Annotated in this window: 18 protein-coding genes; 11 read left to right on the top strand and 7 right to left on the bottom strand. The window is 59.7% G+C overall.

Translation table 11 applies throughout. From position 1 onward, the window contains the following. Window positions 1-40 precede the first annotated feature (40 nt). Window positions 41-811 carry a glycosyltransferase family 2 protein gene (locus tag VES88_05350; GenBank protein ID HYN80908.1) on the bottom strand — a complete coding sequence of 257 codons (771 nt, stop codon included), beginning with the start codon at window positions 809-811 and terminating at the stop codon, window positions 41-43. Between the two features lie 571 nt (window positions 812-1,382). Then, on the bottom strand, window positions 1,383-3,659 hold the full coding sequence (locus VES88_05345; GenBank protein HYN80907.1) for a hypothetical protein: 2,277 nt from the start codon (window positions 3,657-3,659) through the stop codon (window positions 1,383-1,385). An 85-nt stretch (window positions 3,660-3,744) separates the two neighbouring features. Here VES88_05345 and VES88_05340 point away from each other — a divergent pair, with 85 nt between their 5' ends. From VES88_05340 to VES88_05315, 6 genes are all read left to right on the top strand, one after another. Beyond that, window positions 3,745-4,044, top strand: a complete 300-nt coding sequence (locus VES88_05340) for a hypothetical protein (GenBank protein HYN80906.1) — start codon at window positions 3,745-3,747, stop codon at window positions 4,042-4,044. Window positions 4,045-4,047: 3 nt separating this feature from the next. Next, a complete protein-coding gene (locus VES88_05335; protein HYN80905.1) occupies window positions 4,048-4,752 on the top strand; it encodes an SDR family oxidoreductase in 705 nt (234 codons plus the stop codon). Window positions 4,753-4,825: 73 nt separating this feature from the next. Further along, window positions 4,826-5,416 carry an MBL fold metallo-hydrolase gene (locus VES88_05330; GenBank protein HYN80904.1) on the top strand — a complete coding sequence of 197 codons (591 nt, stop codon included), beginning with the start codon at window positions 4,826-4,828 and terminating at the stop codon, window positions 5,414-5,416. Beyond that, window positions 5,413-6,426 (top strand): ketoacyl-ACP synthase III, encoded by a 1,014-nt coding sequence (locus VES88_05325; GenBank protein HYN80903.1) that lies wholly within the window; start codon window positions 5,413-5,415, stop codon window positions 6,424-6,426. Before VES88_05330 ends, VES88_05325 begins: the two co-directional genes overlap by 4 nt. Window positions 6,427-6,432: 6 nt before the next feature. Continuing rightward, window positions 6,433-7,800, top strand: coding sequence for a fatty acid--CoA ligase family protein (locus VES88_05320; protein ID HYN80902.1), 1,368 nt, complete (start codon window positions 6,433-6,435; stop codon window positions 7,798-7,800). A gap of 10 nt (window positions 7,801-7,810) precedes the next feature. Beyond that, complete coding sequence (locus tag VES88_05315) at window positions 7,811-8,590, top strand: AAC(3) family N-acetyltransferase (protein HYN80901.1); 780 nt, start codon at window positions 7,811-7,813, stop codon at window positions 8,588-8,590. A 29-nt stretch (window positions 8,591-8,619) separates the two neighbouring features. On the opposite strand, the gene VES88_05310 is transcribed toward VES88_05315, so the two are convergent. Beyond that, window positions 8,620-9,921: a DUF4910 domain-containing protein gene (locus tag VES88_05310; GenBank protein ID HYN80900.1), complete on the bottom strand. Its 1,302-nt coding sequence runs from the start codon at window positions 9,919-9,921 to the stop codon at window positions 8,620-8,622. Between the two features lie 349 nt (window positions 9,922-10,270). On the opposite strand from VES88_05310, the gene aepX reads away from it, so the two are divergent. Genes aepX through VES88_05285 form a run of 5 tightly spaced genes read left to right on the top strand, consistent with a single transcriptional unit; the run spans window position 10,271 to window position 16,152 of the window. Beyond that, window positions 10,271-11,866, top strand: coding sequence for a phosphoenolpyruvate mutase (gene aepX / locus VES88_05305; protein HYN80899.1), 1,596 nt, complete (start codon window positions 10,271-10,273; stop codon window positions 11,864-11,866). Then, window positions 11,863-13,032, top strand: coding sequence for a phosphonopyruvate decarboxylase (gene aepY / locus VES88_05300; GenBank protein ID HYN80898.1), 1,170 nt, complete (start codon window positions 11,863-11,865; stop codon window positions 13,030-13,032). Before aepX ends, aepY begins: the two co-directional genes overlap by 4 nt. Next, the gene (locus VES88_05295; GenBank protein ID HYN80897.1) at window positions 13,029-13,748 is read left to right on the top strand and encodes a sugar phosphate nucleotidyltransferase; all 720 of its coding nucleotides are present in this window, start codon (window positions 13,029-13,031) and stop codon (window positions 13,746-13,748) included. The genes aepY and VES88_05295 overlap by 4 nt, the downstream gene beginning before the upstream one ends. Next, complete coding sequence (locus VES88_05290) at window positions 13,748-14,869, top strand: phosphonoacetaldehyde reductase (protein ID HYN80896.1); 1,122 nt, start codon at window positions 13,748-13,750, stop codon at window positions 14,867-14,869. Before VES88_05295 ends, VES88_05290 begins: the two co-directional genes overlap by 1 nt. An 8-nt stretch (window positions 14,870-14,877) precedes the next feature. Then, window positions 14,878-16,152 carry a CDP-glycerol glycerophosphotransferase family protein gene (locus VES88_05285; protein ID HYN80895.1) on the top strand — a complete coding sequence of 425 codons (1,275 nt, stop codon included), beginning with the start codon at window positions 14,878-14,880 and terminating at the stop codon, window positions 16,150-16,152. 99 nt (window positions 16,153-16,251) lie between these two features. Here the strand turns inward: VES88_05285 and VES88_05280 are convergent, their stop codons facing one another. From VES88_05280 to VES88_05265, 4 genes are all read right to left on the bottom strand, one after another. Next, on the bottom strand, window positions 16,252-17,982 hold the full coding sequence (locus VES88_05280; GenBank protein HYN80894.1) for a hypothetical protein: 1,731 nt from the start codon (window positions 17,980-17,982) through the stop codon (window positions 16,252-16,254). A 155-nt stretch (window positions 17,983-18,137) separates the two neighbouring features. Further along, complete coding sequence (locus VES88_05275; protein ID HYN80893.1) at window positions 18,138-19,262, bottom strand: glycosyltransferase; 1,125 nt, start codon at window positions 19,260-19,262, stop codon at window positions 18,138-18,140. Further along, complete coding sequence (locus VES88_05270) at window positions 19,244-20,308, bottom strand: N-acetylneuraminate synthase family protein (protein HYN80892.1); 1,065 nt, start codon at window positions 20,306-20,308, stop codon at window positions 19,244-19,246. The genes VES88_05275 and VES88_05270 overlap by 19 nt, the downstream gene beginning before the upstream one ends. Further along, entirely contained in the window at window positions 20,308-21,225 is a 918-nt protein-coding gene (locus VES88_05265; protein HYN80891.1) for an SDR family oxidoreductase, read from the bottom strand. The genes VES88_05270 and VES88_05265 overlap by 1 nt, the downstream gene beginning before the upstream one ends. Window positions 21,226-21,230: the final 5 nt, after the last annotated feature.

Here is a 21,230-nt window from a genome sequence, read left to right as displayed (position 1 = left end):
CTGCCGCTGCCGCTGCCGCTGCCGCTGCCGCTGCGCCCGCTCAGCGGGATGGGACCTCCAGCTTTCGTCCCTCGGGGTCGAAGAGCCGGTCACGACGCAATCCGGAACGGTGAAGTCGGTACTGGACCGACGTACTCAACACCCCGAGCCCGTAAACGACCGACCGACGGAAATTGATTGACGAAGCTTCCTTGAAATACCTTGTCGGGCACGACATCTCGCCGATGCGGAATCCAAAGAATGCCGCCTGAGCGAGCATCTGGTTGTCGAACACGAAATCGTCCGAACACTCCAGGAGCGGCAGAGTCTGTATCACCTCGCGCGTGAATGTTCGGTAGCCGGTGTGGTACTCCGAGAGCTTCATTCCGAGGAACAGGTTCTGGACGGCGGTAAGGACGCGATTGAAGAAATATTTGTATCGCGGCATCCCCCCGTCGCGCGCGCCCCGCCCGAGGATTCGGGACCCGAGAATCACGTCGTATTCGTCGGAGGCCGCCAGCCAGGCCATCGCCCCGATTAGTTTTGGCGAATACTGGTAATCCGGGTGAAGCATGACGATGATGTCCGCACCTCGGGCCAGGGCATGGGAGTAACAGGTTTTCTGATTGGCGCCGTATCCCCGATTGATTGGATGCACGACTCGCGGGATTCCCAGCCGTTCGGCTACCTCGACCGTGTCATCGCCTGATGCGTCATCGACGAGCAACAGATCATCGACAAGTCCGGGCGGGATGTCGGCGATGGTACGCTCGAGCGTGCGGCCGGCGTTGTACGCCGGCAGCACGACCATGATGCGCTTTCCGTTAATCATTTCCCATTCCGGACGTCATGCGACATTGGCCAAGATAGCTGCGTCATGACCGGAGCATTAATAAAAATCCTGAGGACAGTCCTGCCGGCACCGTCCCGTCGATTCTTGCGAATGCGGCATCGGGACTTCGTCTTCCGGCGAGCGATGGATAGGTTCTTGACGAATCCGGAGGCTGCATTGGCATCTGACAGTCGTGTCGTTCCGGACCTGATTTCATGGTTGGGGGAGCGACTGGTCTGCTCTCGATGAGTATCTGACAGATTGTCTGATGAGTATCTGACGGATTGTCTAAGGTATGCGCTGGCGTGTAATGGTCCGATCCTGGAATGCGGATCCGGCCTGACTACGATTCTGGTAGGTGCGATTGCGAAGAAACGGAAACATGCGCTCGACTCTATGCCTGACAAGTTCGCGATTGTCATATTGGTAAATTGTGGTTTGTTTAGCGTCTCATCCGTTCAATCCGTTGAATCCGTTATCCCCGTTACTTCTAGTAGGCGAGCCTCGCTCAGCTTTCCGGCAATCTCTATGGCCTCTTCAGCCGATATGCCGATGTGAGTCGCGATATCGACTATGACTTCGGCGCGCATCGCAACGCTGCCGTCGTCGCGCGACTGGTGCCGTCGAAGGTGAGCACGACCACGCGGTCCATCCCGGCCGCAGCTGCTCGCCGGCAGAGAACCACCGGCTCGGCGTCGGTCGCGGTCTGCGGCCGCGTCCGCGGTGTGAAGGAGCCAAGTCCGTAGTAACGGCTCAACGTACACCCATAGGGAGGCATTCCATCGACCATCGCGATAGATGAGAGCGCGGTCGCCAGCAGCGGCTGGAATGTGCACGCGCCCGGCCTTGTCAGGCTGTGCCAGAATGCCCCCTGGTCCTGCGGTATAAAGAGCGCGGTGTGGCGGCGAAGGGAGGCGGGCAGCGCCGAGAGTCCCCGCAATGCCTCGGCGACTGCGAAGTTCGGCGATCGCCTCAGACCTTCGTCGAGTGTCGCCCTGTCGTGCAGCCGCACCAACCCGTGCAATCCCCTTGGGATGGTGGCCGCGACTGCCGCCGGATACAGCGCATGACGCGTCTCGGCGTTCGCCCGCAACATCGTGATCGGCCAGGCCATACTGTTCGAGACCATCGAACCGATGACGGGGAGCAGCAGGAATACAATCAGCACCTGTCGCACGCTCACACTATCGAGCCGCGACAAGAAACCGCGCGATTTTCTCTTCCGCTTCGGTGGTGCCTCGCCGAGGATCACGGCGAGGAATATCGGGAGGCGGGACATTATCAGACCCACCGAAAGCCAGCGCTGGATGTCGGAGAAGTAGAATGCGGAGCCACCGTCGATGTGCAGAATGAGTCCCGGGGCAATCCCCACCAGGGCAACGAGCACCACCGCCTCGACGTCAAGGAGGCGTTGCTCGGCGGCGGCCTCCTTTAAATCTGCGAACGTCCCGACGCCTTCGGACCGCAGGCGGACGGCGATGTAGACCCATGACCAGAAGAGATGCACGATTGGAAAGAACGGCCACCATGCGGGCCTCACGACCGCCCAGAGGAAGTCGAAGGGCGAAATGCCTTCGCGATGGGCCGGCAGCGAGACCTGCAGATAGGTGATGTAGAACAGCACCACGAGCAGCAGGGTCGCCATGAGATACAGTGGCCGCCGGTAGAGACTCAGCCGGAACAGTGCGTACATGGCTAGCGCGAAGCCCACCACCATGAGAGAGATCTTGAGGTAGCCGAGCGTGACGATGCCGAGGGGAATGCCGATGAGGACGAAAAGCGAATCGGCGACTGCCCGTACGCGTCCAGTTCCGGCGCCTGCGCGCTGAGAGACTCCATCGTAGAAGGCGACGACTGTGGCGAGAAAGAGCAGGCCGCAGGGCACCGCGACCGTGAAAGATTCGGAAATGAGACCCGAAGTCCACACTCCCATTCCGTCGAGTCCCGACAACGGAATGATGCCTATGCATGCGGCGAGAAAAACGAACCAGAAACGAAAATCTCGGCGAAGGTCCTGGCCCGCCTCCGGACCCTTTCTGCGGTTCCGCATGGCGACTGCGAAGGTCACTGTTCCCCCGAAGAACAGGGGGATCATCGTCACCGGGAACCCAAGCTGGTAGAAATCGAAAACCTGGGCGCCCGTCAGATTCGACAATTGCGCGAACAGCCAGGGGGTGCCCCAGTGATAGGGTACGAAGTTGAGCCCGTCGATCCCGGTCGTGGTAACGTGATATGTGCGCAGCATGTTGCCGATCGCCGCAACGGCAAGGCCGTCGTGATGAATCTGCCCGTTCAGAATGTAATTCTCGTAGAAGAGCGGATTCTTGTAGATCCTCCCCCAGACGACACCGCCCGCCCAGACTGAGAAGACCCCGCTCCCCACGACAAAGAGGAGGCTACGCCACAGCGGAGCCTTCGTGATCCACCCGGCGAAGATCACCAGGAAGGAAACGACGCCGACGACCGTCAGCAGTGGAAGCGGTGAAAATCCGAGAGCTGGTACGAGGCGGCCCAGAATAGCTGTCAGTACCAGGCCGAGGAGCCAGAGAAAGGCGTACGAGCCCCACCATGGCGGGACCGCGCCTTGCTCTTTCGCCCCAAGGGCCCAGATCCCTCTGCTCGCGATGAAGGGAAAGCTCGAGATGAAGAGGGCAAGCCCGACCGGCCGCGCCGCGACGACGAGCGGATCTTCGAAGCCGATGCGCATCACCCAGTAGAGTGCGGCGATGCCAAAGGATACGATGCCGGTTGCGACGACGATGGTATCGTAGCCGCCGTACGCGCGATCCCAGGCGTGCCCCGGAAGAGAGGTCGGTTCGTCGCCGGCCGACGAGTCGTCGTGATTCACGGGGCTAAGATTACCCGGTAGCGAGCTACGCTCGCTACCCGCGACGAGTGAGTTCTATATTGATCAGGAACATTCTGAGGACTTAATGCAGGCAACCATACAAGACATCCAGCGCCTGGTTCTGGCCGCCGCCTCGAAGGCGGCGGCGGACGGTGTGCATGAGACGTCACAGTTCACCGCATCCAGCGATCTATTCGGTGGTGACTCTCCGCTCGATTCGATGGATTTGGTCGCGCTCGTCGTTGATCTCGAAGAACAGCTTCGCGAGTTGTTCGGTAAGGAAATCACGCTCGCAGACGAGCGGGCAATGTCCCAGGAGGTCAATCCATTCAGCAAAGTTGAAACTCTGACACGGTATATCCACCTGCTGCTGACTGAACGCTGACACATGTATCGCGACCAGGTTGTGTTGATCACCGGGGCGAGCAAGGGTCTTGGATCAAAGCTCGCGGAGCACTTCGCGACGCGAAACGCGTCCGTCATCGGCTTCAGCCGATCGCCCGGAGTCCTGGAGCACGCCAACTACCGGCACTTCTGCGTGGACGTTCGCGACGAAGAGCAGGTCCGCGTTGCGTTCGGGGCGATTCGATCGGAGTTTGGAAAGTTGGATGTCCTGATCAACAATGCCGCGATCGCGGCATCTCAGTTTGCCGTCCTCACGCCAACGGCCTCGGCTGAGGACATCTTCAAGACCAACTTCCTGGGTAGTTTCACGGTATCGCGCGAGGCCGTTCGCATCATGATGAAGCAGAAGTACGGGAGGATCGTCAACATGAGCTCCATGATGGTACCTCTGCGACCCGCTGGCGGCGCGGTGTATTCCGCATCCAAGGCAGCGCTCACCCAATTCACGCAAGTTCTCGCCAAGGAAGTCGCCGACTACGGTATTACGTGCAACGTGCTCGGCGTGTCAGCGATCGAAACCGACATGTGGAAGGACATCCCGAAGGACAAGCTCACGTCGCTGCTCCAAGGGTTGCCTCAAAAGGGAGTAGCGACGCTCGAAGACATCACGAACGTCATCGATTTCTTCTCGAGCAAGGCAAGCGGTGCCGTGACCGCCCAGGTCGTCTATCTCGGAGGAGCGTATTGACGTGGAGTCGGCACGCCTCGAACGCAGCGAGGTTCTGCGATTCTCATCAAACCGGTGGAAGGAAAACTGTTTCGTGCTCATCGGCGATGGCAGCGCCTCATGCGTTGTCGTCGACCCCGGATACGACGGGGAGGCTATCGTCTCGGCAATCGTGTCCCGCGGGCTCGCGGTGGCCGCCATCCTGGCGACCCATGCCCATGTTGACCACATCGCCTCAGTAGCTCTCGTGCAGAGCCGGTTTGGCGATCCTCCGTTCTTGCTTCACCCCGGTGATGAAAAGACGTTGAGAACAGCACACTCGTATGCGATGTTCCTCGACGCCGAAGGGTTCATCGATCCACGTGCGCACCAGAAGCTCTCGGATGGCGATCGCCTCGACCTTGGTGGGCACGAGATCAAAGTGCATCACGCGCCCGGTCATACTCCCGGGGGCTGCGTTTTCGAGGTGAGTGGGGCGCTGTTCACCGGAGACTTATTGATCAAGGCGGCCGAGGAGCTCCGCCGGCTTCCGGGGTTGAATCCAGATGAGCTTCTTGCTTCCAGGAAACGGCTGTTCGACGAGTTTTCCGCAGACACCGTGGTTTTTCCCGGTCACGGAAGGCCCACTACGGTCGGAGAACTGGAGCGCAAGTTCTTTTCTGAAGTTCGCGCCATCGCCCCGTGAGTATCTCCGCGCGAATCGCTCGAATCGAGTACGCCGTGCCCAATCACGTGGTCACCAACGACGATTTACAGCGTGCGCACCCCGAGTGGAGAATGGAGCTGGTCGCTCGCAAGACGGGGGTTCTGACGCGGAGATTTGCCGCTGAGGATGAGCTCGCGTCAGATCTCGCGTTTCAAGCGGCCACTGAGGTGCTCGGCGGGTACGATGCGGATGAGATCGACGGTCTCATTTTCTGTACGCAATCCCCCGATCAGATCATGCCTCCCAACGCGACGATTCTTCACGCACGGCTGGGACTGCGGAAGTCCGTTGCGGCATTCGACATCACGTTGGCGTGTTCCGGATTCGTATACGGGCTTGCGATTGCCAAATCGATGATTGATTCGATGCGGATGCGAAGCATTCTTCTCGTGTGTGGCGATACGTATTCGAGATACATCCACCCTGACGACCGAGCGGCGCTGACCCTGTTCGGTGACGGCGCAGCGGCAGCTCTCGTGGACCGGTCGACGGCTCAATCCGGGATCCTGGACTGCGTGCTCGCCAGCGACGGACAAAGCGGCGGGGACAAATTCATGATCAAAGCGGGGGGTCTGCGCACCCCGCGCTCGGAGGCGACCTGCGTCGGCCGACGCGATATTGCCGGCAACGTACGGTCCGATGACACCATCTACATGGATGGAGCTGCCGTCCTCGCCTTTGCCCAGCGGGAAGTCCAGCCGACGGTCGAGCACATCCTTCGACGCAACAATCTGCAGCTTGCCGAGGTCAAGCTCGTACTCTTTCATCAGGCGAGCCTGCATGCTCTCAACATCTTGAGCGAGCAGCTTGATCTGACGCCAGATCAGACGTTCTCCAACATCGCTCATTTAGGAAACACCGTGTCCGCCTCCCTGCCGATCCTGTTGAAAGACGCGCAGTCGGCTGGTCGCCTCGAGCGCGAAGACCTGGTTCTGATCGTCGGGTTTGGCGTCGGCTTTTCATGGGGCGCCTGCCTCATGCGTTGGTAGAACCAGATGCCTGGACCGCCTGCCGGCGAATCTCCGACTGATTTTCTTCGAGATCGCTTTTCCGTCGACAAGAACGCTACGGCTTTCATTTTCGACGGAGACAAATTCACCTACGGATGGGCTCTCGATCGAATCGAGCACTGGCTGGGCCAGATCGAAGAGTCGAACATACAGCCTGGCGCCGTGGTCGCCCTGAGCGGCGACTATTCCCCCGAGATTTGTTGTCTACTGTTGGCCTTGATCGACCATCGTGCCGTGACCGTCCCCTTTGCATCAGTTACGGGAAAGGAAAAGGAGGAGCTCCTCGACATCGCCGAAGCGGGATTCGAATTCGTATTCCGCGCCGATAGACTCGTCGAGCTCAAGAAATTTGATCGCCGAGTATCAAATCCGCTTCTCACCGCAATCATTCGCGATCACTCCCCGGGCTTGGTGGTCTTCTCGTCAGGCTCCACCGGTCGCCCCAAGGGAATTCTGCACGATTTTTCGCGAATCCTCGAGAAGTTCACGGTTCCGCGAAAGACCCTGCGAACACTCACCTTTCTACAACTCGATCATCTTGGCGGGATCAACACTCTGTTGTACGTGCTGTCGAACGCTGGGACGATTATCTCGGTGAGAGACCGAAGTCCGGCGGCGATCGGCGAAGCCGTGGAGCGATATCAAATCGAGCTCCTGCCGGTCACGCCATCGTTCCTGAATTTGTTCATCGTGTCCGACGAATTCCGAAAATGGAACTTGTCGAGTCTGAAGATCATCAGCTATGGCACGGAGGTCATGCCGCAGGCGACACTCGAAAAAGTGAAGCTTCTTTTTCCGGGCGTCGGCCTGCAGCAGACTTATGGGCTGTCCGAGTTGGGGGTCCTCCGCACCAAGTCGCGTGACGACGGATCGCTGTGGGTGAGACTGGGCGGCGAAGGATTCGAGACGAAGGTCGTCAACGGTATTTTGTGGATAAGAGCAAGATCCGCGATGCTCGGATATCTCAATGCGCCACAGCCATTCGACGCCGACGGCTGGTTCAATACGGATGATCAGGTCGAGGTAGACGGCGAGTATGTGAAGATTCTCGGACGCAAGTCGGAGATCATCAATGTGGGAGGGCAAAAGGTATTTCCGGCGGAGGTCGAGGACGTGTTGATACAGATCGACAACATCAAGGACGCCGTTGTGTTTGGCGAAAAGAATTTCCTCATGGGTAACGTCGTGGCGGCGAAACTAAATCTGATCGCCGACGAGAATGACGCTTCCGTGAAGCAGCGCGTTCGTGAGTTCTGCAAGAGCCGCCTCTCGGCGTACAAGGTGCCGGTGAGGATCGAGATAGCGCGCGACGACCTGTTCAATTCCCGGTTCAAGCGAATTCGGGGGCAGTGACCGGGTACCGATGAGCGACGATTCGCCACTCGGGGACTCCTTTCGCAGCGCACTCGCGGACATCGGGATCGGGGACGGTGATTTCGTGCTCGTCCACTCGCGCGTCGGAACGGCTCCGTTATCCGACGTGTTGGCCTGTCTCAATGCGCTGATTCGCTCCGTACAACCCTCCGGCACGCTGGCGATTCCGACGTTCAATTTCGGCTTCTGTCGCGGCGCCGCGTACGACTATCGCAAAACGCCGTCGGAGATGGGCCTGCTGACGGAGTTCGCCCGCCGCGACCGCCGAGCAAGAAGAACCCATCACCCCGTATACGGCTTCGCGCTATTCGGAAAGGACGCCGATACGCTTTCGAGGACGACACACAACATCTCGGCCTACGGCGACGACTCCATTTTCGCCGAGCTCCGACGGCGTAATGGAAAGATATTGCTGATCGATCTGGAGATTCATGAATGTTTCACGTTCTTCCATCACATCGAAGAAATGGTGGGATGCGACTACCGATCCCACAAGACTTTTACCGGTCCCGTCATCGATGAGTCGGGGCATACCCGGATCCAATCATACCAGGTGTTCGTTCGCAACCTGGATATGGGAGTGAGAACCGATGTCGCGCCAATGGGGAAGCGATTGGAGTCGCTAGGTCTGGTGCGTCACGGGAAGCTCGGTCGCTGGTCTCTTCGACTGTTGGAGGCAGGCCGCGTGTTCGAAGCAACCAAGAAGGTACCCCTCGAGGAGCCACATCTGCTGCGGCAAGTCGGAGGCAGCGCCTTCGGGCTTCCCTGAATCGTTCCAATTTGGGTTTCTGATCGGTTCTAATCCGTCAAATCCGTTATTTCCAGCAGGCCAGCTTCGCGTAGTTTTCCTGCGATCTCGATGGCTTCTTCAGCTGAGACGCCGATGTGCGTTGCGATATTGACCAGGTCTCTAGTTCCGTCGGCGTACGCGAGAACGTTGGTGAGGGCGCGCACCGACTGTACGACGTCCCTGGTCCCCAGAGTCGGGTACAGCCCCCGCCCGCCGAGGTGCGGCTCGCACAGCATCGTAGCCTTGTAAATGCGGTTGTGCTCGAGGACCTCAATGCATTTCCGGATCGCCGTGAAGCCACCGGCAAGACCAGTGGGTGAAATCAGTGTCAGGTCATCGAGCGATGTGTGATACTCGGGATAACCCATGTATCCGGAGCGCATGATCGACACAACGGGAAGGTCCACGCCCGGGCTGCAATACTGTCGCTCGTCGCTTCCACGCCGCAGGTACGAATATTCGACGTAATCGGGTGCGACGCGGCTCATTACAAGCTTTGCGGCTCTGTCGGCGACTGTATCCCCCGCTCGCGACAGCAGTAGGGAGTAACCACGATCGTCGCCGATGCACGTCACCACGAAGCCGGCGATCGTGTTTCGCTTCATCTCTTCGAGGTGGTGGCTGATGTACACGATCGACCCGATTGTCTCAGGAATAAAGAGAATTCGGTAGGTAAGGCGCCGCTGGCTGTTGCCGGCGATCCAGGATGCGAGCGCCGCCGTGACGACGGGTCCGGAAAGCTCGTTGTTGGCCATCGACGGATGGCAGATGTAGGTGGAGAGTAGAATCTCCTTATTTTCCCTTCCCGGAAGGATGAGCTCCCCGTAGGGCATCGACCCCGGCGCCAGCGTACTGTCGATCACGACGTGATAGCGGCCCTGCTCCAGTCGCTCGCGCTGATTGTGCGGCAGGCAGAATCCCCATCTCTTCACGTAGTAGGAGGTGACGTAAGGAATTGCGTTAGGCTGGTCGGGGAGCGAATGCAGGTGAGGCTGCAGCTCCTCGAGGGTCATCCATTCGTCCACCGGTGTGGAGTAGCCGACGACGTGTAGATTGTTTTTGGAGAAGTCAACCACCCGGTTGCCCTTTTCATCCGCGATCCAGGCGCCGCGAATGTTCCACTCATCGGGCACGGTCCAGTCGTAAGCCGTCGTTCCCGACGGAACCTCGTGGATGGCGAGATCGGGCAGCAGCTTCTTGAAGTATCCAAGCGTCCGGCGAACACCATCTCCTGTGATGCTCCTGCAAATCGGAAACAGCTCCGATGCCCAACCATACATCTCATCGCCGATCCGACGGTTGTCAGTCATCTGCGGCGTATAATAACATCGCTCTCTTCGTCTCGATGATCCGCTGCACAGTCCTCGCCCGGATTAGTGACGACGAGATTCATCGGCGCAGTAGCGTCCGAGGCCACGTGAAGCACCGGTGACGGTCATGGTTTCCCTGACGGGCATGCTGATGGGTGTGGAGGCCGGCCGGCCCGCGCGGATTAGCCCTTAGCGCGGGTTAGCCCCTGGCGCGGGTCAGCCCTGGCGCGGGTCAGCCCTGGCGCGGGTGGCGGAAATATAGGTGCCACGATGGGGAATTTCACCCGCGGCACGCGTGTCGTCCACATTGCCCATGTTCCAGCGTCGGTCAATGCGTATTTTCCGTTCAATGAAAAAGACCACGCAGCTGCGCGCCATGCTTCAGTCGCCAGACCTCGACTTCATCATCGAGGCGCACAACGGCCTGTCCGCGCGTATTGCCGAGGAAGCCGGCTTCAAGGGCATCTGGGGAAGCGGATTGAGTATTTCAGCCGCTCTTGGAGTCCGCGACAATAACGAGGCCTCCTGGACTCAGGTTCTCGAAGTGCTGGAGTTCATGAGCGACGTCACGACTATTCCGATTCTGCTGGATGGCGACACCGGCTACGGAAATTTCAACAACCTGCGCCGCCTTGTGAGCAAGCTGGAGCAGCGGGACATCGCCGGCGTCTGCATCGAGGACAAGCGTTTCCCGAAGACCAACTCGTTTATCGGGGACGCGCAGCCTCTTGCCGACATGGACGAATTCTGTGGCAAGATCAAGGCAGCCAAGGACACGCAGAAAGACGAGGATTTCGTGGTAGTCGCGCGGCTCGAGGGGTTCATCGCCGGCCGTGGCCTGAAGGACGTCCTGACTCGCGCCGAAGCCTATCACTCGGCGGGCGCCGACGCGCTGCTGGTTCACAGCAAGAAGTCCAATCCATCAGATATCGACGCGTTCATGGCCGAATGGGACAAGCGTCTCCCAATAGTGATCGTACCCACCAAATACTACTCCACACCGACGGAACACTTCCGCGAGCTGGGAATCAGCCTTGCAATCTGGGCGAACCACAACGTTCGCGCGTCCATCCAGGCGATGCGCGTAACGACCGCCAGAATTTTTGCCGACAAGAGCCTCATCAACGTCGAAGGAACAATCGCGACGGTCGGCGATATCTTCCATCTGCAGGGCGCGGATGAGCTCGAGAGCGCTGAGCAGAAGTACCTGCCCACCTCCGGGAAGCGTTACAACGTCGTAGTGCTCGCCGCGAGCCAGGGGGAAAAGTTCGGCGATCTGACACGCGACATACCGAAGACGCTGCTCAAAGCCAACGGTGTTCCGATCCTGACAAGCCAGCTCAACAGCTTCAACCGGATGGGAATCACTGACGTCACTGTCGTTCGTGGCTTTGCCAGAGAGGCGATCATCCTTCCGGGGATCAAGACGGTCGACAACGACGAGTACGCAGCTACGAAGGAGCTCTATTCCCTCTACGTTGCGCGCGACTCGATCAAGGGTAACACCGTGATCTCTTACGGGGACATACTCTTCAAGGATCACATTCTTCACGAGCTGATCAACAGCGAGAGTGACATATCAATCGTCGTTGACGCGGACTGGAACTTAGACGAGAGCTACACCGATCTTGTACAGGCCGATAAGCCGTACAGTCGTTCGGCGTTCAGCGAGCCCGTGATGCTCAGGAAGATGTCCTCCACACTTCCCCGTGAAATGGTGAGCGGTGAGTTCATCGGACTGTGGAAGGTGAATCAGCGGGGCGCGGCTATTGTGAAGACGACCCTCGAGTGCATGTCGAGGCAGGAGAATTTCAAATCTCTGCGTATGGCCGACCTGTTTACCGAGCTGGCAGGGCAGACCATCGTCTCAGTGATTTACACAAGGGGGGCGTGGATGGATGTCGACAGCATCGTCGACCTCACGAGAGCGAGCGAGTTGCAGTGATCGACACCGGTCGGTTTGGGCGGCTGTTGAAAGACTACGGGTTCACCGTCTATAGCGGGGTGCCCTGCTCCCATCTCAAGGATCTGATCAATTTCGCGGTCAACGAATGCGAGCTGATCATGGCAGCTAACGAGGGGGACGCAGTCGCTATCTGCGCGGGCGCTCAGCTGGGCGGAAAGAAGTCTGTCTTTCTCTGCCAGAATTCCGGACTGACCAATGCGACTTCGCCGCTCACTTCCCTGATTTATACCTTCCGGATTCCGATACTGGGAATCGTCAGCCTGAGAGGCGAGCCGAGCGGAAAGCCAGACGAGCCGCAGCACGAGCTGATGGGTCGGATAACCACGGATTTCCTCGACCTCATGCGAATCAAATGGTCGTTTCTGCCGACGGACGAGAGTGCCGCCGAACAACAGCTCGCTCATGCCAATCGCGTGATAGACTCAGGGGAGCCATACTTTTTTGTCGTGAGGGCCGGCACTTTTTCCCCCCAGGATCTTAAGAAACAGCCCGTGAGCGCGCGGCTGCTCCCGGAGAGAAAGGGTGAGTTCGCGTTCCGGTCGGGACCCGTGAAGTTGTCAACGCGGTTCGATGCGCTTTCGTCCATCGCATCGCTGGCCTCCAACCGAACAGTGTTTCTCGCAACGACCGGCTACACTGGACGAGAGCTTTACGAAGTTGGCGATGTCCCGAACAACTTCTACATGGTCGGGTCGATGGGTTGTGTGAGCTCTCTGGGGCTCGGTCTCGCCCTGGCACGGCCAGATCTCCGAATCGTTGTGATCGACGGAGACGGCTCGATCCTGATGCGAATGGGTGCGGCTGCGGTCGTCGCCGCCTATGCGCCGCCCAACCTCGCGCACGTGCTCCTCGACAACAACGCCCATGACTCGACCGGCGGGCAGAAAACGATCTCGGACCATGTGGACTTCATTCGCTTCGCCGAGTCGGTAGGATTTGGCAACGGGTTTTACGCGCACAACGCCGACGAGCTGGTGACTCTGATCGAGCGTGGCTTCGATTCCGGAAGGGTCAGCTTCATCTACCTGGAGATCTCGGGTGGTACACGGCCAAACCTGGGGCGACCGCGGACCAGGCCTCCCGAGATTCGCCAACGGTTCTCGCGTTTCGTCGCCGCTTCGGCGTCGGCGGCAGCGACTCCTTGATTCGAAAGGCCGTTATCGTCGCCGCCGGGCTAGCGACACGCCTACACCCGCTCACCCTGAGTTGCCCCAAATCGCTTCTGGCGATCGACGGTGAGACGCTGCTCGCCCGATCTGTTCGGCTGCTGCGGGAAAACGGTATCGTCGACGTTGGCGTCGTCGTCGGATATCGGGCCGCGATGATTGCGGAGGCCCTCGGTACTCAGATCACCCGCATCCCGAATCCGTTCTACCGTCACTGCAACAACATGGGCTCGCTTTGGATGGCGAGGGATTTCGTGGCAGACGCTCCCTTTGTCTACCTTCATGGCGACCTGATCTACAGCGAACGATTGCTCGGCGATTTCCTGAAGAATGGAGTTTCGTCGTGGGCTTCGGTCGATCTACTGACGTCCTTCGGGCCGGTGGATGACGAGGCGATGAAGGTCCGGATCGACGACAACGGCAGACTCGTCGAGTCGAGCAAGAGCATTCCCTCTGCAGACGCGCAGGGCGAATGGATTGGAATCGCGGTGATACGCCGGCCGTGTTCGCTGTTCAAAACGTTGGAGCGACACCTCCTGAACGAAAGTCTAAACGATTACGACACAGCGGCGTTCACGACAATGGCTGCAGCCGGCGAAGACCTTCGCTGCCTGCCGTCCGGCGATGAGCCGTGGAAGGAAATCGATACTCTGGAAGACTGGGAATCGGCCCGCAGTGAATTCGTCCGCGTTTGATGTTCTACAATCCCGTACGAATCCATTTCGGAAGCGCTGATCTATCCGAGCTTCCTGGCTTAATCGGATCTCGAAGTGCCACTCTCATCACGACTCCGGGAATGGTTACGCGTGGTGTAGTCGAGGGCGTGAAACGCGCCTGCGCGCCCCGAACCATCCGCATCTTTTCCGTCGTAAAGTCCAATCCGACAATCGCATCGATCACGGCTGCCGCGCAGAGCATTTTGGATTCCGCGCCCGACTTGCTCATCGCCATGGGAGGAGGAAGCACACTTGATACGGCGAAAGGCGTAGCCGCCATCGCATCGCCCGGATGCAGCCATGGCAACTGGCTATCCAGTCACTTGCGGGAAAGGACGCCCTTTCCAGAAGACTTTTCGCCACTGCCCGTGATTGCTTTTCCAACCACTGCAGGCACGGGTAGTGAGGTCACGATGTGGGGCACCGTGTGGGACGAAGCGAATGAATTCAAGTACTCCATCTCGCACCCGCGACTGTTCCCCGAAGCGGCGCTGCTCGTTCCGGAATTGACGCTCACCGCTCCGAGCGAGCTGACACTCTTTTCGGCGCTCGATACGATTTCGCACTGCATGGAAGCGATCTGGAATCGGCGCGCCTCGCCAGTGAGCGATGTCTTCGCAGTCACCGGCCTGACGAAGAGTTTCTCGACGCTCGATCGCTTACTCGACAACCTGACGGACATCGACGGCCGTCGCACGCTGCAGGAAGCAGCCCTGCTTGGAGGGCTCGCGATCTCGTCGAATGCCACGGCGGTCGCGCATTCGATCTCTTATCCGCTCACCTCGCGCTTCGGAATGCCGCACGGCCTCGCCTGCAGCTTCACCTTGCCCGAGATCATCCGCTTCAACGGCGAGCAGGCTCCAGAGAGGGTGCAGCTGATCAGCGATACGCTGGGCGCCGCCGGCACTGACGACGCCGCGCGACGGCTGGAATTGTTGTTTTCATGCTGGGAAGTCCCGGCGTACGTACGCCGATACGTTACGCGCGAATCGGCCGCTGCGCTCAAGGATCGCCTGCTGACTCCCGGGCGCGCGGACAACAACATCCGCGCTGTGACCGCCGATGACGCGCTCGGAATACTCAACCGATCTCTGCACTGACCGTGGGCTTGAAGGAGCTACCGCGGAGAATTTACCGGAGGGCCAGATGGGTTCTGGCTTTCGGCACCCCGGCGAAGCGAAGGGATCTGAACGAGGTCGCGCGCCTCACGCGATTGATGATCGGTGACAAGCTCAAGGGATCCAGGATCATCATCGTGTTCGTGGAGGAGCTCGGATTCATTCAGTTTCTGCTGCCGGTTGTCGAGGAGCTCAAACGCCGGAGCGGACGCTCGATCTCGTGGTACATCGCGACCGAGCACTCGGCTCACGAAGACCAGTTGGCGGTTTTCAACGTCCCCGCAGAACGTCGCTTTCATCCCGGCCTCGCCGCGGCACTCCTGCTGGCGGACGTTTTCCTCTCGGCGTCAGTATACGGGAAGGGACCGCGGACGAGTCTCAGGATCAACATCTCGCATAATCAGCCGACAAAATTCGAGTCGTACCCAAAAGAGCATCTCCGGAATTACAACGTTCATTTTCTTACCGGCCCGCTCCACCGCGAGCAGTACGAGCACATGTTCGTGCTTCACGCGATGGATCTTCGGCAGATCAGGCTCGTAAACGTTGGATACCCCAAGTCGGACGCGCTGCTTCAGGGGCGCTACGATCGGCGTCAGGTGCTCGAGCAACTCGGCCTCGATCCCACTCGAAAGACCGCACTCTATGCACCGGCCTGGGACGCCGGAGGCTCACTTCGAACGTTCGGAGAACAGGTCATCGAGCAGCTGCTGACTCTCGGCGACATCAACGTCGTCGTCAAGCTCCACCCTATCAGTTACACGGAGCGCTCGAATCCGAGCTTCGAATGGTATGCGGGCGGAGTAGACTGGGTTGAGCGATTCCGCCGGTTCGAGGCCGATCCGCGGTTCAAGCACGTCACAAGCTTTCAGGTGGACCCGCTTCTCGTGGCGAGTGACGTCCTGGTCACCGATTTCAGCAGCGTCGCTCTCGAATTCATGGTTCTCGACAAGCCGGTGATCTACCTGGATTGTCCGGAGTACTTCGAGAAGACCCTGAAGCATCCGGCCTACAACTCGGATCCGGACTATGTCAGGAACGACCCGAAGGCAAACGCCGGCAGGCACGCCGGCGTTGTCGTGGACGACGTTGCCGGTCTTGCGGCTGCGACGGGTGCCTGTCTCGCCCAGCCGAAGGCGGGTTCCGACGACCGCCGCAACCTGGCCGCGACGCTGCTGTACAATCCGGGAAGAGGGGCCGAGGTGGCAGCGACGACGATTCTCAAAATGCTCGGAATTCCGCCAAAGTTCACGACGCAAGCCTGACCCCGGTTTCACGCTCGAAGCCGAGAGACCGAGCTAGGGACAGGCATTGCAGTCATTGCTGCGATCTCGTCACGGATGTACCGCTCTAAAACATCTATGCTACCATTCGTCGGATTCGGCCCGCTCGACCAGCTCCCGCCCCATGATGAACTCTTCTCCGTCGATGACCCGCTCGCAGATGAAATCCAGGAAAGGATCAGCTCCGGGCAGCAAATGCTCACGCTTCTCGTGCTGGAGGTTCCACCAGAGCGAATGAGGATCGCGAACGACCGGGAGTGGAACCTGCCGCTGCATGAATATTGAATAGGCATATTGCCGGGCTAATGCGGTCTGCTCCGCAGTAGGGCGACCGATGGACCGTGCCCGCCTGAGGATCTCTCTGTAGCTGTCGATCGTGAATCCGTCGTGGGTGAATCCCTTGCGGCCGTAGTGCGCTTCTCCCGCGAGTATCACCGGCTTGCCGGAGAGTGCCAGCTCCAGTCCGGAAGTCCCGTACACCGTTACTCCACCATCCAAAAGGTCAAAGAACTCCAGTGGACTCAGCGCTTCGTCCGCCGGAATCAGCCTCAGGTTCGAGGGAAGAGTTGGGAAATGTGTCTCGATCAGTCGCTGCACCCCCACCTCCCGATCGTACCCTGTCTCCGAGGGATGGACTTTAATCAGCCATTGTACCTCGGGGATCTGCGAGACCTGCTCGATTGTGTCGATCATCCACTCATCGAACGACTGATAAGCCATCGGCGAATAGTCAGCGACACTGTCCCAGCTGATGTGGGACATGATGCCCCAGACAGGCTTTCCCCGCTCCAGTCGATACTTTGAGCGTAGCCGCTCGGTCTCGCCCGTATATCGATGCAGTATCTGCATATCGAAGCCGACGGGGTGGTGATACCGATTGTAGAGAAAGGCATCGAGACTGCTTTCCTCCTCTTCCGCAAGAGGAGCCGCAGCGCGTTCCTGCCAGGCGCGATCACTCAGCTGGTAGAAGTCGACGTTGCCATCGGCCACATGGTGAAAGAGGAAACGGGCCGCGAGATAAGATGACTTCCACGTCGTGACGGGAATAAGGTGCGCCAGCGAAGTGTGTAGCGCCGGTCCCCAGTCGACATACACTCCGTGTGACATGAAAACGCGCTGCGGCTTGAACCTTTCGATCGCGACTCTGGCAGACTCGGCTGAGAGCAGCGCGCTGTAGGCGTACTCTCGGACAACCCGCTCATCAATCTCGATGGGGAAACCCCGTCGATAACGCACCAGGGACGACACCACGTTGTGCCCAATCGCCACCCCGTTGTGGGTAAGCTCCAGAAGGTTGCCCGCCGTGCATTGCTCGGCGCGGCACCACAAAGCCTTCCTCGTTTCGGGGGCGACGAAATCTCCAACCGACGAGTACGGTATACCCATCAGCTCGACCACGCCTCGATTCGCGGCGATGCACTTCTTACACACCTGTCGCCAGTTCTCGTATGGAATCCCGTCCGTGACCTCCCGTTTAGCACAGGCGCTATACGGCGCATCGCAGAGGATCGCATGGACGTTATAGCCTCTCAGGCGGAGTGCCGCGGCAATCGCCGTTTCGACATGCAGCAAGTGCTGCATTCCCCCCGGTATCCAGAAGAGCACGGTGGGGGCGGCCGGACGAGGGGCGGTGTTCCGCTCATACAGCTGCTGCATCTGCCAGCGCTGGTGCTCGTCGGTATGTGGGAGAAGCCGCTGGACACCCAACGGCATCTGATCGACCGTTGTCCAGATCACCTCTCTCAGCCCGCGAGGCAGCCGCCGATAGAGCGTCCGGAGTCGCTCGAAGGGGCCAGCCGAAAACCGCCTCAATTCCGCCGCCCGCAAAAAGGGCTCAGACGTGCGCCCAGTGCGCTCGTGTCTGCACCGGCAATTGTATGGAATTCGATTCGTTCCACGTTTCGCTTAACGTCTGTCTGTGAGATAGGTGTCGGGCGGTCAAGGTAATCGGTGGGACAGGTACGGCTTCAACTGGTGGCCAGTCTCTCGACGAGCCCCACAAAGCCTGGAAAATTCGCATCCCAATTCGCATGGTCGCGAGCAGTCGCGACATTCGCCTCACGCATGCGAGCCGACTCATACTCGTGCGAGATCACCAGCAACATTGCCGCGGTGAGGGATTCGATATCGCCCGGAGGCGCCAATGCTCCGTTCACGCCCTCGCGAACCCATTCCAGGTTTCCAAAACTATTACTTACCACCACCGGAAGTCCACACGCCATTGCCTCGAGAAGCGAGATCGACGTGCCATCACTGACCGCAGCGCTGACATAGGCGTCGGCGGACCGGAAATAGTCGGGTAACGAGTCGTACGGCACCCGCCCGGGAGCATGGACAAAGTCCTGCAGTCCGAGATCGCCAATGAGCCGCCGAACCTCGCGCTCGAGGGAGCCGTCGCCGAGGAGGATGAGCCGCGCGCTCGGCCGCTGCTGCCGCACCAGAGCAAAAGCACGGACGAGCACGTCGACGGCATACACCGGCTCCCAGCTGCGAGTGGATATCAAGACTTCATTCCCGGCCCAGCCAAGGTCGGTTCGGATCGTCAGCGCAGGAGGGCGCGGGCTGAAGCGTGTGAGATCGATTCCCCAGGGGAACGTGACAATACGATCGTCGGGGAGCGAAGAGTGCCGGTGCACTGCATCACGCACCGCACGACAGTCACCGAACACTGCTGCGGAATTATCAAGTGTATAGCGAGTGATGAACCGGGAACGCGCTGACGCATTGGCGTCCACGAGAAGATCCGTTCCCCAGGAGACTGTCACCAGCGGCCTTGCCCGGGCAAGAGCGGCGAGGAACGCTCCGGATTGTACGGGACCTCCGATGACAACATCCGGCCGCACGTCCGAAAGAAGCTCGATCAGTCTGTTTCGGCGGCTTCTCCAGGCCCCCTGCGCGCCCGGCTCGGCACGGTGGGTCATCCAGGTCGCTGTCCGCACACCTTCGGGGAGCGGACGCGCATCCAGCTTTTCCTCGAGGAGAGGCAGATGAGTGGGAGCCCATCCGGCACCGACAAAGGACTTTAGAAAACGGTGATCGTGGGTAGTGTAGCCCCGCGAAATGTACAGGACCTTCAGGTGAGATCGGTCCACTTGAGATACTCGCCCTGCGGCAGTCCGCGACCAAGAGTGCGTCCGACAGCTTCGTGCAGGTTAAAAGGCATGATAGCGTCGGAAGGAGCGGGACGCAGAGCTTCGAGATGTCCCTCCTCAAGCACAGTCCCCGCTGGGAGGTCACGCGTTGCCCTGAGGCAGCGCCGCTGGATGACCACGGTCTCCTGCTCATTCGCCTCGACTCTCTTGACGCCGTCGCCAAGCGCACGCTCGAGGTCGCGGGTCCGATCCACCATCTCGCGCCAGCCGGCGGGATCCATCGAGAACGGATGATCGGGGCCTTCGCGGCTGCGATCGTCGGTGAAGTGCTTCTCGATGGCTCGTGCTCCCAGGGTAACGGCACCGAGCACGGTTACGTGACCGGGCGTATGGTCGCTCAACCCCAGGACCAGATCCGGATACATCGAGGCGAATTGCCGGAGCACACGAAGATTGACGAAGGCGAGGTTCTCCGCAGTTCCGGTATAATTCGTGTTGCACTGCATCAACAGGAGCTGAGGATTCAGCCCGAGAATCGCCCCGACCGCCCGTTCGACATCGCCGAGCTTCGACGCACCGGTGGCGAGCAGGACCGGTTTGTTCTTGCGCGCGATGTGCTCGAGTATGCCCGGCCAGGTGATGTCACCCGATCCGATCTTGAAAGCCGGTACATATGAATCGAGCATGTCCACGGCTTCCAGGTCGTAGGGCGACGAGAAGAAATGGATTCCGGCTTGGTCGCACGCAGACTTGAGGCGTCCCGTCCATTCCCAGGGGACCGACGCACTTTTATAAACTTCGAACACGGACTTCTTCCATTTGCTCTGGTGCGACAACTTCGGGCCCGACTCGAAGCCCTGTTTGCTGACGATGTACTCGGCGCGAAAGTGCTGGAACTTGGCCGCGTCGGCTCCTGCCTCGGCGGCGAGGTGGATGAGAGCGATCGCCCTCTCGACATCTCCATCGTGGTTTGCGGCGATATCTGCGATGAAATAGGTCGGGTTGTCTTCACCGACCACGCGCTCCGCGATTCTCAGCGCTGGCATTAGCTGACCAGGTCTCGTTCGTGAAGGCTGCTGTCGAAGCCTGCGGACCGCAGAGCGACGTAGCCCGATATCGCAGCGTCGACCGACGGCATTTGCCGGCCAAGAGCCGCCTCGAGCCGCGCCGACGACATGGAGGTATTCAGCGGGCGCGGCGCCGGCAGCTTTGCGTCAGCAAGGCGCGCACTTTTTACGAGCCCAGTGTCGACCCCAAGCGCGACAGCGAGCCGGCATGCGAATTCATACTTGCTGCAAGCGTCTCCGGCAGAGGCGTGATAAAGACCCTGAAGCCCGCAATCAATCGCGGCAAGGACGACGCGCGCAAGCTCATTGGCGAGTAGTGGGGAGAAAATCACGTCGGCGAAGCCGCCTATCCGCTCACCCGCTTCGAGTCGTGAGCTGACCCAGTCGGCCAGGCCCGCGCCGCGACCCGAGGCGCCGATGAAGTTCGTGCGAATGATGAGCGCTTCGGGAAAGGCGTCCTGGACTGCGCGTTCGCCCTCCAGCTTCGATCGGGCGTAGACATTGACCGGCGCAGGCTTGTCGGATTCCGTGTAGCCGCCGCATGTGCCGTCAAAGACAGAATCGGTCGAGATGTGCACGAGCCCGACCCCAAGCTCAGCGCAGGTGACGGCGAGTGATCGTGGAAGCTCGACGTTGACCAGGCGCGCGCGCTCCGGATTGGCTTCGCATGCGTCCACGTCGGCGAAGGCGGCGCAATTTACAACCGTTGCCGGCCGGAGCCTTCTGAGAAGCGCCCTGGCTGCTGTTGGGGTGGTCAGATCTGCGCTGACACTCTCGAGCGCGATGTGGTCGACCGGATGATGGTGGACGACCCCAACGACCGGACGCACGGATGCAAGTGCCTCGAGCGTGAGATTGCGACCAAGGAACCCGCTGGCGCCCGCTACGAGCAGCATTCGGT

It is taken from the genome of Gemmatimonadaceae bacterium (assembly GCA_035633115.1).
Classification (GTDB): Bacteria; Gemmatimonadota; Gemmatimonadetes; order Gemmatimonadales; family Gemmatimonadaceae; genus UBA4720.
The sequence above is the reverse complement of the archived record's forward strand: the minus strand, read 5'-3'. Positions and strand labels throughout refer to the sequence as shown.

Bases quoted from the DNA above. Each gene is read 5' to 3' on its own strand.
- VES88_05320 (HYN80902.1), top strand. From the start codon at position 6,433: ATGCCTGGACCGCCTGCCGGCGAATCTCCGACTGATTTTCTTCGAGAT.
- VES88_05265 (HYN80891.1), bottom strand. From the start codon at position 21,225: ATGCTGCTCGTAGCGGGCGCCAGCGGGTTCCTTGGTCGCAATCTCACG.
- VES88_05290 (HYN80896.1), top strand. From the start codon at position 13,748: ATGTTCTACAATCCCGTACGAATCCATTTCGGAAGCGCTGATCTATCC.
- VES88_05315 (HYN80901.1), top strand. From the start codon at position 7,811: ATGAGCGACGATTCGCCACTCGGGGACTCCTTTCGCAGCGCACTCGCG.
- VES88_05310 (HYN80900.1), bottom strand. From the start codon at position 9,921: ATGACTGACAACCGTCGGATCGGCGATGAGATGTATGGTTGGGCATCG.
- VES88_05350 (HYN80908.1), bottom strand. From the start codon at position 811: ATGATTAACGGAAAGCGCATCATGGTCGTGCTGCCGGCGTACAACGCC.
- VES88_05340 (HYN80906.1), top strand. From the start codon at position 3,745: ATGCAGGCAACCATACAAGACATCCAGCGCCTGGTTCTGGCCGCCGCC.
- VES88_05270 (HYN80892.1), bottom strand. From the start codon at position 20,308: ATGCCAGCGCTGAGAATCGCGGAGCGCGTGGTCGGTGAAGACAACCCG.
- VES88_05335 (HYN80905.1), top strand. From the start codon at position 4,048: ATGTATCGCGACCAGGTTGTGTTGATCACCGGGGCGAGCAAGGGTCTT.
- aepX (HYN80899.1), top strand. From the start codon at position 10,271: ATGAAAAAGACCACGCAGCTGCGCGCCATGCTTCAGTCGCCAGACCTC.